The sequence below is a fragment of the Streptomyces sp. NPDC002742 genome (assembly GCF_042888885.1).
Lineage (GTDB): Bacteria > Actinomycetota > Actinomycetes > Streptomycetales > Streptomycetaceae > Streptomyces.
Genome location: NZ_JBIAQF010000006.1, coordinates 398,893 through 410,418 on the forward strand (window position 1 = coordinate 398,893; position 11,526 = coordinate 410,418).

The following is an 11,526-nucleotide window of genomic DNA, read 5'->3' on the forward strand; positions in this document are numbered from 1 at the left end:
ACAACGGAGTTGAGGAGAGCCGCGACATGGCCAAGGTGCTCTGCGTGCTGTACGACGACCCGGCCGACGGATACCCGACGACGTACGCCCGGGACGACCTCCCCGTCATCGACCACTATCCCGGCGGTCAGACCGCGCCCACCCCGAAGGGGACGGACTTCGTCCCGGGGCGGCTGCTCGGCAGCGTGACCGGCGAACTCGGGCTGCGGCGCTTCCTTGAGGAGCGCGGTCACACCCTGGTCGTCACCTCCGACAAGGACGGCACCGGATCGGTCTTCGACCGGGAGCTGCCCGACGCGGACGTCGTCGTCTCGCAGCCGTTCTGGCCCGCGTATCTCACCCCCGAGCGCCTCGCGGCCGCGAAGAACCTGAAACTGGCGGTCACCGCCGGTATCGGCTCCGACCACGTCGACCTCGACGCGGCCATCGCGCACGGGGTGACGGTCGCCGAAGTGACGTACTGCAACAGCATCAGCGTCGCCGAACACGTGGTGATGACGACGCTCTCACTCGTCCGCAACTACCTGCCCTCGCACCAGGTCGTGCTCGACGGCGGCTGGAACATCGCGGACTGCGTGGCCCGTTCGTACGACCTGGAGGGCATGCACGTCGGCACGGTCGCCGCAGGAAGGATCGGCCTCGCGGTGCTGCGGCGGCTCGCGCCCTTCGACGTGAAGCTCCACTACACGGACAGGCACCGGCTGCCGGAGGCCGTCGAGCGGGAGCTCGGGCTCACCTTCCATCCGACCGCGGCCGACATGGTCCCGCACTGCGACGTCGTCACCGTCAACGCGCCGCTGCACCCGGAGACCGAGGGAATGTTCGGCGACGAGCTGCTCGCCACGATGAAGCGCGGGGCGTATCTCATCAACACGGCACGGGCCCGGATCGTGGACCGTGACGCGGTCGAACGAGCGCTGGTCAGTGGACAGTTGGCCGGTTACGCGGGTGACGTCTGGTATCCGCAGCCGGCGCCCGCCGACCATCCCTGGCGCACGATGCCGCACCACGGGATGACTCCGCACATCTCGGGTTCGTCGCTCTCCGCGCAGGCCCGCTACGCGGCGGGCACCCGGGAGATCCTGGAGTGCTGGCTGGACGGCACCCCGATCCGCGACGAGTACCTGATCGTCGACGGGGGCGCGCTCGCGGGCACGGGAGCCCACTCGTACTCGACGACGGTTTCCTGAACCCGGCGCCCGCTCCTGCTCGACGGCGGATTCCCGAACCGGCGGCCGGTCAGGCGCGGTCGATGTGCACGTTGGTCGACTTGACCCGGGCCGTGGCCTCCACGCCGACCTCCAGGCCCAGTTCCTCGACGGCCTCCCGGGTCAGCAGGGAGACCAGCCGGTGCGGTCCCGCCTGGATCTCCACCTGGGCCGCGACATCGCCGAGTTTGACGGCGGTGACGATGCCCGGGAAGGCGTTGCGGACGGACGTGTAGGAGGTGACGCCCTCCTCACCGCCGGCTCCGGCCAGCTCCACCGAGAACGCGGCGAGGTCGCGCCCCTCGATGAGCCGCCGTCCGCTCTCGTCCCGGTGCGTGGTCACCCGCCCGGCGTCCGCCCAGCGCCGGGCGGTGTCGGGGCTCACCCCGAGGAGCCGGGCGGCCTGGCCGATCGTGTAGGACTGCATACGCGCGACGATAGGCAGGCGGTCCTCGCACCTGCAAGCCGAACCCCGGGAGGGGCGCCGGCCGCCCCGATCCTGCTTCGCTTGTTCATGTGGTCCTCCCCGTCCGCCGTCCGGTCGGTACGGGGACGCGGTGGACGCCGCATCCGTTCAGCGGGAACCGCACGGCCGGTCCGTCCCTCTTACCAGTCGTACGCTCCCGGGTGGCTCGGAGAGGAGCCTTCGTTGGCCCGTCAGCTGTCCCGCCGCGGATTCATCGTCCACACGCTGGCGGCGTCCACCTTGATCGTCGCCGCGCCGCTCGGCTGCGACGCCTCCCCCGCGGAGGGTGCCGAGCCCGCCGCGGGACCCTCCGACGTGCTGGTGACCGGCACCGACGCCGAGATGCTGGTCCTGGAGGTCACCGCGGCCAACAAGGTCGTCGTCCGGCTGCCGAGGGTGGAGGTCGGCCAGGGCATCACCACCGCGGTCGCCATGATGATCGCCGAGGAACTGGACGCCCGGCTCGCCGACGTCGAGATCCCGCTCGCCGAGGCCCGGAGCAGCGGCAACCAGTTCACCGGCGGCTCGAACTCGGTCGGTTCGCTGTACGGGCCCGCCCGCGCGCTGGCCGCCACCGCGCGCGCCAAGCTGGTGACCGCCGCCTCCCGGCGCTGGCACCTGCCCCCGAAGACGCTGCGCACGCGGGACACCACGGTCGTCGCGCCCGACGGCCGTACCGCCACGTTCGGATCGCTGACCGCGGCAGCCGCCCGGATCCACCGGCCCGCCGTGTCCACCGATCCCAAGCCGGCCTCCCGGCACCGGGTGATCGGGCGGCCGACCTCCCGCATCGACGCGCGGGACATCGTCACCGGCAGGGCGAAGTACACCGGCGACCTGGCGGTGGCCGGGGCGAAGCCGACCGTGGTGGCCCGGCCGCCGACGCTCGGCGGGAAGGTCCGCTCGCTCGACGACCGGGCGGCCCGCGCGCTGCCCGGCGTCCACGCCGTCGTCAGGATCGAGGGAGGGGTCGCCGTCGTGGCGGACACCTTCCACCACGCCTTCAAGGCCCGGGACGCGCTGCGGATCACCTGGTCGCCGGGCCCGCTCGCGGCCCTGTCCGACGCGGCGGTACGAGCCCGGCTGCGGGCGGCGGTCCCGCCGCTCGGCACTCCGCCGCTCGGCACCCTGCAGGTGGGCGGAGAGTTCGAGTTCGCGTTCGTCGGGCACGCCCCGATGGAGGTGCTGACCGCGGTCGCGGACGTACGGGCGCACAGTGCCGAGATCTGGTTCTCCTCCCAGACGCCGATGGACGCGCGCGACACGATCGCCTCGGTGACCGGGCTGCCCGCCTCGAAGGTCCGGGTCCATGTCCTGCGCGGCGGAGGGTCGTTCGGGCGCCGGCTCACCTACGACGCCGCCGTCGAGGCGGCCCTCGTCTCCAAGGCGGCCCGCCGTCCGGTGAAGCTGATGTGGAGCCGTAACGACGACATGCGGCACGGCCGGATGCGCCCGGCCAGCCACCACCGCATCCGGGCCAGCCACGCGGGCGGCCGGGTGGTGGCGTTCACGCACATGACGGCGTCGGTGAGCGAGTCGTACGAGAAGCCGGGCGTCACCGCGCAGGGCGGTGTCACCACCATGGGCGTCCGGGCCGGCGGACCGCTGCCCAGCGACAGCGGGCTCTACAACTTCGGCCGTGTGTCCGGCGATTCGGGATCGGTGGGTCTCGCCATGCCGCTGGGCGCCTGGCGTTCCGTGGACTCCGGGACCATGCGCACCGCGGAGGAGATCGTCGTCGACGACATCGCCCGGAGCCTCGGCCGGGACCCGGTGGCGTTCCGGCGGACCACACTGCGCGGCAAGGCGGTCAGGGCCGTGCTCGACCGGGCGGCGGAGGCCGGACACTGGGGCCGGACCATGCCGGACGGGCACGCGCAGGGCGTGGCCGTGCACGAGGAGTACGGCTCCTGCGTGGCCTGTCTGGTCGAGATCGACGCCGTCGACCCGAAGAATCCGCGGGTCACCAAGGTCGTGATGGCCGCCGACGTCGGAACGGCCGTCAACCCGCGCGGACTCGAGGCCCAGCTCATGGGCACCGCGATCGACGGCATCTCCACGGTGCTCACGGCCGGCCTGCACCTCGACGCGGGCGCCGTCCGCGAGGGCAGCTTCGCCGACTTCCACTGGGCCCGTCAGCGGCACGCCCCGCTGCACTTCGAGGCGCACATCATGCCCTCCGGAGGAGACCCCGGAGGGGCCGGCGAACTCGGTGTCCCGGCGGCGGCCGGCGCGGTGGCCAACGCCTACGCCCGTGCGACGGGGACCCGCCCCCGCCGCTTCCCGATCAACTTCTGAGATCTCGTTCCGACCCCTTCCGACGCCTCCCGAGAACTCCGTCCGACCCCCTTCCGAGACCCGTTAGAGGTGCAGGTACCGATGCCGCTCCGGAGAGAGTGCTGATGCCGTCCTACTCCTTCGTGCTCAACGGGAAACAAGTCACCGTCGAGGCACCCGCGGACATGCCCCTGCTGTGGGTGCTGCGCGACCTGCTGGAGGTGACCGGGCCCAAGTACGGCTGCGGTGTCGGTGTCTGCCGGGCCTGCACCAGCCATCTCGACGGCGCGGAGTTCCAGCCCTGTGTCGTGCCGGTCGCGGACTGTGCGAGCCGTGAGGTCACCACCATCGAGGGCCTCGCCGACGGCGACCGCCTGCACCCCGTGCAGCAGGCCTGGCTCGACTGTGACGTCTCCCAGTGCGGCTTCTGCCAGCCGGGCCAGATCATGGCCGCCGCGGCCCTGCTCAAGAAGACCCCGAACCCCACGGACACGGACATCGACCGCATCGAGAACGTCTGCCGCTGCGGCACCTACTCCCGCATCCGCGAGGCGATCAAGAAGGCTTCCGCGCAGGGGTGACCGTACGCCCGCACAGGACCGAGGGACGGGATCACGGCCGTACGGCGACGTCGTGATCCCGCGGGGAGCGATCGTGCCGCGAGTCAGCGGCCGCGGCCCCCGATGGCCGCGTAGGCGCGCAGGAAGAGGGCCTCGACCTGGGCCATGTGCTCGATCTCGGCCGGGTCGACGCTCTCGTCGGGCGCGTGGATGAGGCAGCGGGGTTCCTCCACGCCCATGAGGATGATCTCGGCGCGAGGGTAGGTCTCGGCGAGGACGTTGCACAGCGGGATGGAGCCGCCCTGCCCCAGGAACGCCATGGGTTTGCCGTAGACCTCGTTCATGGCGCGGCCGAGCGCGGTGTAGGCGGGGCCGTCGGTGGCCGCCCGGAACGGGGCGCCGGCGCTCTCGTCCTCGACGGTGACCCGCGCTCCCCAGGGCGCGGCCTCGGTGAGGTGCCGGGTGAGGGCCGCGCGGGCCGTCGCCGAGTCCGTGCCGGGCGGGACCCGCAGGCTCACCCGGGCCCGTGCGGTGGGCGGCACGGCGGCGGTGGAGCCGACCACCGGAGGGCAGTCGATGCCGAGGACGGTGACGGCGGGACGGGCCCACAGCCGGTCGGCGACCGTGCCGGTCCCGGTGAGACGGACTCCGTCCAGCACGCCGGCGTCCGCGCGGAACCGCGCCTCGTCGTAGCCGGCCCCCTCCCAACCGCCTTCGCAGTCGAGGCCGTTGACGCGGGTGGCGCCGGTGGCCGGGTCGCGCAGGGTGGCGAGCAGCTGGATCAGCGCGGCGAGCGCGTCCGGGGCGGGGCCGCCGAACATGCCCGAGTGCACCTCTCCGGCGAGCGTGTCGACGGTGACGACGACGTTGGCGAGGCCGCGCAGGGTGACCGTGGCGGTGCCGGTGCCGACCTCCGCGTTGCCGGTGTCGCACACCAGCAGCGCGTCCGCGAGGAACTGCTCCGGGTGCTGGGCCACGTAACTCTCCAGCCCGCCCGTGCCCTGCTCCTCCGACCCCTCGGCGACGAACTTCAGGCCGACCGGGATGTCGTCGCCGAGCGCCCGCAGGGCGGTCAGGTGCATCACGATGTTGCCCTTGCAGTCCGCGGTGCCGCGTCCGTACCAGCGGCCGTCGCGCTCGGTGAGGGTGAAGGGCGGGGTGGTCCAGGCGTCGTCGTCCAGCGGCGGCTGCACGTCGTAGTGGCAGTACAGCAGGACGGTGGGCGCGCCGGGTGGCGCCGGGCGGTGGCCGATGACGGCGAGGCTGCCGTCGGGCGTCTCGGCGAGGTGGACGTCCCGCAGCCCCGCCTCGGTGAAGGCGTCGGCCACCCACCGCGCGGCCCGGTGGCACTCCTCGGGCGGGTACTGCCGCGGGTCGGCGACGGACGGGATGGCGACCAGCTCCGCCAGGTCCGTCCTGGCCCGGCCCATCAACCCGGCGACCTTCTGGGCGAGTTCGGACACCGTCACTGCCTCACTGTGTCGTCGGTCTTCAGGGTGCCGAGCTTGTCCTGGATCTTGTCCAGGTTCTCCGGGCAGTAGATCTTCAGGATCGCGGCCTCCGCCGCGAGCGCCCTGCCGTCGCCGATGACCGGCCGCTGTCCCACGAACGCGGCGCCGTTCGACACGTTTATCTTCCACAGGGCCGACTTGAGGGCACTGGCGGGGTCGTCGCACACCAGCCCGCCGTCGGTTCCCAGGACGCTCGCGATCAGCTCGGTGTCGGGGCGCCGGTAGCCGGCCGCCACGGCGGCGTCGGCGAGTTCGTTGGCCTTCTGCGTGGCTTTGTTGTTCGTCGTGATGGCCGCGTAGCGCACGAGTCCGATCACGACGAGCGCGAGCAGCACGACGATCGCGCCGATGTAGATCCACCTGTGCTCGGATGCGAACCGGGTGGGACTCATGACGTCGCCTCCTCCTCGCGCGCCGCCTCCGTCTGCCAGCTCGGCTTGCGGAACCTCAGGAAGGCCCACGGGATCACCAGGCCGAGGAGACCCAGACCGCTGCCGATGATGACGACGTACACCAGCACGCTGCCGCCGCCGAACTGCGAGGGCGGTACGAAACCGATGACCATGGCCGCGGCCGAGGACAGCAGGCCGACGACGCACGTGAGTCTGAGGGCGGGGACGCGGTAGCCGCGCGGGTGGTCGGGCTGGTTCTTCCGCAGGTTCATCGCGGCGACGAACATCAGCAGATAGACGATGAGATACACCTGCGTGGTGATCGTCGAGAAGATCCAGTACACGTTGGAGACGTTCGGGATGAACGCGTAGGCCAGCGCGATCACCGTGGTCACGACACCCTGGGTCACCAGGATGTTCTGCTGGACACCGAACCGGTTCAACTGCTGGAGGAACGGCGGCAGATAGCCCTCGCTGCGGGAGATCTGCAGCAGACCCTTGGACGGTCCGGCGAGCCAGGTCAGCATGCCGGCCAGTGACGCGGAGATCAGCATCACCGCCGCGATCGGGGTCATCCAGCCGATGTCGAAGTACGAGAAGAACGCGTCGAACGCCTGCATGACACCGGCGGTGAGGCTGGTCTGGCTGGAGGGCACCACCCAGCTGATCGCCAGCGCGGGCAGGATGAAGATCAGCAGCACCAGGCCCATCGCCAGGAACATCGACTTCGGGTACTCCTTCGCCGGGTTCTTCAGCGAAGACACGTGGACGGCGTTCATCTCCATGCCGGAGTACGAGAGGAAGTTGTTGACGATCAGCACGAGGCTGGCCAGGCCCGTCCACTCCGGCAGCAGATGGCCGGCCGTCATGGGCGCGGCCGAGGGGTTGCCCTGGGCCAGGAAGACCATGCCGAGCACGACGAGGATCGTGCCGGGGATCAGGGTGCCGATGACCAGGCCCCAACTGGACAGCCCCGCCAGCGCCTTGGTGCCGCGCGAGGAGATCCAGACGCCGGTCCAGTACAGGACCATGATGACGATCGCGGTGTAGAGGCCGCTGGAGGCGAGGGCCGGGTCGATGACGTACGCGAGGGTGCTCGCCACGAAGGCCAGCAGGCTCGGGTAGTAGAAGATCGTCATCGCGAACTGGCACCACACGGCGAGGAAGCCGAGCGGCTTGGACAGCCCCTCGCTCACCCAGCGGTAGACACCGCCGTTCCAGCCGGAGGCGAGCTCCGCGGAGACCAGGGCGGTGGGCAGCAGGAACACGATCGCCGGGACCAGGTAGAGGAACACGCAGGCCAGCCCGTACACCGCCATGGTGGGAGCGGCCCGCAGACTCGCCACCGACGCCGTCGTCATCAGCGCCAGCGTCAGCCAGGTGAGTCTGGGCGCGTCCGGAATCGTGGCGTGCGCGGCGGCGCGCGCCGACTGCCGTGGCGCGTCCGCGGGCATGTCCATCGAGCTCATCGGACCCCTCCCTGTTCATGCGTCGAAGGCGTTGAGGCCAGCCTCCGGGCGGGTGAGCCGGGACGCGCGGCGGGTGCGCCGTCCGAGTGAGCGACGGTTCCCGGCCGCCCGGGCCCTCGTCACCGGTTCGGGTGACGGCGGTTTCGCCGGGGGCGGTCGTCCTCGCTCGTTCGGGTGGTGCCGGTCCTTGCCGGTCCGGGCCTCGTCACCGGTTCGGGTGGACGGACGGGTCGGAGGCTTCCGCGACCTGCTGAAACTCATCACGACCGTCACCGCGATCGCCGTCGGCCGCCTGGTCTTCGGAGCGACCCTCGCCGAACCGGCGGACGCCGAGCACTGAGAGGGCATCTGCGGGGGCACACCTGGGTACGGCCACGGGGCCGCGGAACTCTTCGCCGATGTGACCCGACGATCCGCCTCGGGGCCGGCCCCGGAGCGTCCGGGACCGGCCAGGACGGTCACCAGCCCGTCAGCAGAAGGTGGTTGAGGAGCAGGGCCAGGGCGGCCTGGGCGATGAGCCAGGCACGGGGCCGGGGGAGGAACGCCCCCGCGGGGAGCAACCACATCACGAACGGCAGCCAGATGCGTTCGGTCTCCGCCTTGCTCATGCCGGAGAGATCGGCGACGAGGAGCGCGAGCAGCGCCCCGACGACGAGGACGGCCAGACGCGGGGCGGTGCCGCCGGGAGTCGTGGATCCCGGCGCCGCACTCGCGGTGGCGTGTGCGGTGACCGCGGATTCCCAGGGGGCCGCGGGTGCCGACTCGGGCACGGGCGCCCGGCCCGCCGGGGCGGGGCGCGCCCGGCCGCGCACCGACGCCGCTCCGATCCGTACGACCGCGACCCCGGCCCTGCGCAGACCCGCCACGGTCGCCGGTCCCGCGATCAGCACCGTACAGGCGAGATTCGCCCAGACCCAGTAGCCGTACGGCCTGATGCCGCCCGCCCCTTCGTAGTAACGGGTGACCAACAGGCGGTACGCCTCCCACCAGTCGAAGCCGAGCAGGGTGAACACCATTGGTACGACGGTGAGTCCGGCCAGGGTGCAGGAGAGCGGACGGAGCCTGGAGCGACGCCCGAGCAGCAGGACGGCGCAGGCGATCACGGAGATCAGGGTCAGCCCGTACGAGAGGTACGCGGTGAGGCCGAGGAGGAGACCGGAGGCGAAGCCGGTCGTCCGCGGCCGGTGTCCCGTGACCGCCAGGGCGAGCAGGGCGAGGGCCCAGGCGGCGACGGCCGCGAAGTACCCGTCCGCCGAGGTGCCCATCCATACGGCCGCCGGAGCGAGGGCGAGGAAGGGAGCGGCCCGCCGCGCGAGGGCCTCCCCGGCCAGGGCGCGCACGGTGACGAGCACCGCCACCCCGGCCGTCGCGCCGACGGTGACGCACCAGACGCCCGCCCAGGCCCCGCCACCCAGTCCGATCCGGTCCAGGAGGACGAAGGTGAGGGTGGCGGCCGGCGGATGTCCGGCGATGTGCGCGGGCCAGTGGTCGGGGGAGTGCAACAGGATGTGGTGGGTGAAGTCCCGCAGGGCGGCCGGGATGTCGTGGAAGCGGTTGACCGGCGAGATGACCTGGAGATATTCGTTCCGCGCGGTGAGGCGCCGGGCCACGCCCCGCTCCCAGCCGTCGATCAGCGCGAGGGAGAACGTCCACGCCGTCGTCGTGGCCCACACGGCGGACAGCAGTCGCCGCCAGGGCAGCCGGGCGGTGAGGAGGGGCCCGTACGCCACGACCGCGACGGCCACGGTGACCGCGGCCGCGGTGCCGGGTCCGACATGCGGCCCCCAGCTTCCGTACAGCGGCGCGGCGCTGACGAACAGCGTGCCGTCGCTGTGCTCGATGACGTATCCGACGATCACCGCCGTCAGGACGAGCAGCGCGGCGGCCAGGGCGGCGGTCAGGTCGCGCAGGACGCCCCGGGGCCGGTCGCTCAGCAGCGCGCGGGAGAGGTCGGGAGACCCGGCCCGGGAGCGGGCACGGTCCCGGGCCCGGGACAGGGTCTGTGACAGGCCCCGGGGAAGTGCTCGGGGAACTGCCGGGGGAGGAGCAGGAGTCGGAGGAAGGACCCGGGAAGGGTCTTCGGGCCGGTCGCGAGGCAGATCGCGGCGGAGATCGCGGTTCACCCTCGCACGCTAGGCCGGGAGGCTTCGGCAAGCGGGGCCGCTGAGGTGGACGTCAGAGTTTCGTCATGGTTTGAGAACCCGTTCGGGGGGTGCCCCCGGCCTACGGTCGGGGCATGCCACGGTCTCCCTCGTCACCCGCGTTCTGGCGCAGCCCGCTGCGCGGTCCCTGGTTCACCTCCGTGCTCGGCGTGGTGCTGCTCGTCGGGATCACGGTGCTGTTCGTGACCGGGCTCCTGTCGTACGCGGCCTACAACCCGAACCTCTCGGCGGTGAACGACAAGACCCCCGACAAGGGGATCCTCGGGTTCTACCTCTTCTCCTGGCCGACCCGTCCGGTCTGGCTGTACCGCCTCACACAGGGGGTGCACGTCACGCTCGGCGTCGGGCTGATCCCCGTCCTGCTGGCGAAGCTGTGGTCGGTCGTACCGAAACTGTTCGCGCTGCCGCCGGCCCGCTCGCTCGCGCACGCCCTGGAGCGGCTCTCGCTGCTGCTCCTGGTCGGGGGCGCGCTCTTCGAGTTCACCACCGGCGTGCTGAACATCCAGCTCGACTACGTCTTCCCCGGTTCCTTCTACACGCTGCACTTCTACGGAGCCTGGGTGTTCATGGCGGCGTTCGTGACCCACGCGGTCCTGCGGGTGCCGACGGCGTTGCGCAACCTGCGCCACATCCGCCGCCCGAGCCCGCTGTCGAGCCCGGAGCCCGGCCGGCTGTCGAGCCCGGAGCCGAGTCCGCGGCCGAGTCCGCGGCCGGGGCCGGGGCCGGGGCCGGCGAGCGTGTCGCCGGACCGGGCGGGCGACCGGCCCGGCGCGGGTGAACCGGCGCGGCCCGAGGACGAGTTGGTGTCCCCGGACCCGCTGCCGCCGACGGTCTCGCGGCGCGGGGCCCTCGGATTCGTCGGAGGCGGCTCCGTGCTCCTGGTCGCCACCACGGCGGGCCACAGCTTCGACGGGCCGCTGCGCGACACGGCGCTGCTGGCCCCGCACGGCGGTGCCGAACCGGGGTCCGGACCAGGCGGCTTCCAGATCAACAAGACCGCCGCGTCACGCGGCATCACCGCCACGGAGACCAGTGAGGAGGCCTGGCGTCTGGTCGTCACGGGGAAGGGCGGGACGGTCCGGCTGAGCCGTGCCGAACTCCAGGAACTCCCCCTGCGCAGCGCGGCGTTGCCCATCGCCTGTGTCGAGGGCTGGTCGACGTCCGACCAGTGGTGGCGGGGCGTGCGGCTGCGGGACCTGGCGGGGCTCGTCGGCTACGAGAAGGACGCCCCCGGCGTACTCGTGGAGTCGTTGCAGCGGCACGGGGCGTTCCGGGTGGCCGCCCTGCGCGACAACCAGGTGCGCGATCCGCGTTCCCTGCTCGCCCTGTTCGTCAACGGCGAGGACCTGACCCCCGATCACGGCTACCCGGCGCGGGTCATCGTTCCGGCAGCGCCCGGCGTGCTGAACACCAAATGGGTGGCCCGGATGACGTTCGGAGACCTGTGATGCGACGGCTCGACCTGCGACGGCTCGACCTGC

At 72.1% G+C, this 11,526-nt stretch carries 10 protein-coding genes; 5 read left to right on the forward strand and 5 right to left on the reverse strand.

Annotated elements, in window-relative coordinates; translation table 11 throughout:
- Window positions 1–26 precede the first annotated feature (26 nt).
- A complete protein-coding gene (locus tag ACFYW8_RS13475) occupies window positions 27–1,190 on the forward strand; it encodes an NAD-dependent formate dehydrogenase (RefSeq protein WP_389072316.1) in 1,164 nt (387 codons plus the stop codon).
- Window positions 1,191–1,239: 49 nt separating this feature from the next.
- On the opposite strand, the gene ACFYW8_RS13480 is transcribed toward ACFYW8_RS13475, so the two are convergent.
- On the reverse strand, window positions 1,240–1,635 hold the full coding sequence (locus tag ACFYW8_RS13480; protein ID WP_261706549.1) for a helix-turn-helix transcriptional regulator: 396 nt from the start codon (window positions 1,633–1,635) through the stop codon (window positions 1,240–1,242).
- 222 nt (window positions 1,636–1,857) lie between these two features.
- On the opposite strand from ACFYW8_RS13480, the gene ACFYW8_RS13485 reads away from it, so the two are divergent.
- Window positions 1,858–3,972: a molybdopterin cofactor-binding domain-containing protein gene (locus tag ACFYW8_RS13485; protein ID WP_389072322.1), complete on the forward strand. Its 2,115-nt coding sequence runs from the start codon at window positions 1,858–1,860 to the stop codon at window positions 3,970–3,972.
- A 104-nt stretch (window positions 3,973–4,076) separates the two neighbouring features.
- Window positions 4,077–4,532: a (2Fe-2S)-binding protein gene (locus tag ACFYW8_RS13490; protein ID WP_365869220.1), complete on the forward strand. Its 456-nt coding sequence runs from the start codon at window positions 4,077–4,079 to the stop codon at window positions 4,530–4,532.
- An 83-nt stretch (window positions 4,533–4,615) separates the two neighbouring features.
- Here the strand turns inward: ACFYW8_RS13490 and ACFYW8_RS13495 are convergent, their stop codons facing one another.
- Genes ACFYW8_RS13495 through ACFYW8_RS13505 form a run of 3 tightly spaced genes read right to left on the reverse strand, consistent with a single transcriptional unit; the run spans window position 4,616 to window position 7,883 of the window.
- On the reverse strand, window positions 4,616–5,941 hold the full coding sequence (locus ACFYW8_RS13495) for a dipeptidase (RefSeq protein ID WP_389072569.1): 1,326 nt from the start codon (window positions 5,939–5,941) through the stop codon (window positions 4,616–4,618).
- 35 nt (window positions 5,942–5,976) lie between these two features.
- Complete coding sequence (locus tag ACFYW8_RS13500) at window positions 5,977–6,414, reverse strand: hypothetical protein (RefSeq protein WP_389072329.1); 438 nt, start codon at window positions 6,412–6,414, stop codon at window positions 5,977–5,979.
- Entirely contained in the window at window positions 6,411–7,883 is a 1,473-nt protein-coding gene (locus ACFYW8_RS13505) for an APC family permease (protein WP_389072333.1), read from the reverse strand. The genes ACFYW8_RS13500 and ACFYW8_RS13505 overlap by 4 nt, the downstream gene beginning before the upstream one ends.
- Before the next feature lie 217 nt (window positions 7,884–8,100).
- Here ACFYW8_RS13505 and ACFYW8_RS13510 point away from each other — a divergent pair, with 217 nt between their 5' ends.
- Window positions 8,101–8,223 carry a hypothetical protein gene (locus ACFYW8_RS13510; protein WP_365869216.1) on the forward strand — a complete coding sequence of 41 codons (123 nt, stop codon included), beginning with the start codon at window positions 8,101–8,103 and terminating at the stop codon, window positions 8,221–8,223.
- Window positions 8,224–8,341: 118 nt separating this feature from the next.
- On the opposite strand, the gene ACFYW8_RS13515 is transcribed toward ACFYW8_RS13510, so the two are convergent.
- Window positions 8,342–9,820 (reverse strand): hypothetical protein, encoded by a 1,479-nt coding sequence (locus ACFYW8_RS13515; RefSeq protein WP_389072574.1) that lies wholly within the window; start codon window positions 9,818–9,820, stop codon window positions 8,342–8,344.
- 299 nt (window positions 9,821–10,119) lie between these two features.
- Between ACFYW8_RS13515 and ACFYW8_RS13520 the strand changes: the two genes are divergently transcribed.
- Complete coding sequence (locus tag ACFYW8_RS13520) at window positions 10,120–11,493, forward strand: molybdopterin-dependent oxidoreductase (protein ID WP_389072339.1); 1,374 nt, start codon at window positions 10,120–10,122, stop codon at window positions 11,491–11,493.
- Window positions 11,494–11,526: the final 33 nt, after the last annotated feature.

Bases quoted from the DNA above. Each gene is read 5' to 3' on its own strand.
- ACFYW8_RS13475 (WP_389072316.1), top strand. From the start codon at position 27: ATGGCCAAGGTGCTCTGCGTGCTGTACGACGACCCGGCCGACGGATAC.
- ACFYW8_RS13480 (WP_261706549.1), bottom strand. From the start codon at position 1,635: ATGCAGTCCTACACGATCGGCCAGGCCGCCCGGCTCCTCGGGGTGAGC.
- ACFYW8_RS13490 (WP_365869220.1), top strand. From the start codon at position 4,077: ATGCCGTCCTACTCCTTCGTGCTCAACGGGAAACAAGTCACCGTCGAG.
- ACFYW8_RS13495 (WP_389072569.1), bottom strand. From the start codon at position 5,941: ATGGGCCGGGCCAGGACGGACCTGGCGGAGCTGGTCGCCATCCCGTCC.
- ACFYW8_RS13500 (WP_389072329.1), bottom strand. From the start codon at position 6,414: ATGAGTCCCACCCGGTTCGCATCCGAGCACAGGTGGATCTACATCGGC.
- ACFYW8_RS13505 (WP_389072333.1), bottom strand. From the start codon at position 7,883: ATGAGCTCGATGGACATGCCCGCGGACGCGCCACGGCAGTCGGCGCGC.
- ACFYW8_RS13520 (WP_389072339.1), top strand. From the start codon at position 10,120: ATGCCACGGTCTCCCTCGTCACCCGCGTTCTGGCGCAGCCCGCTGCGC.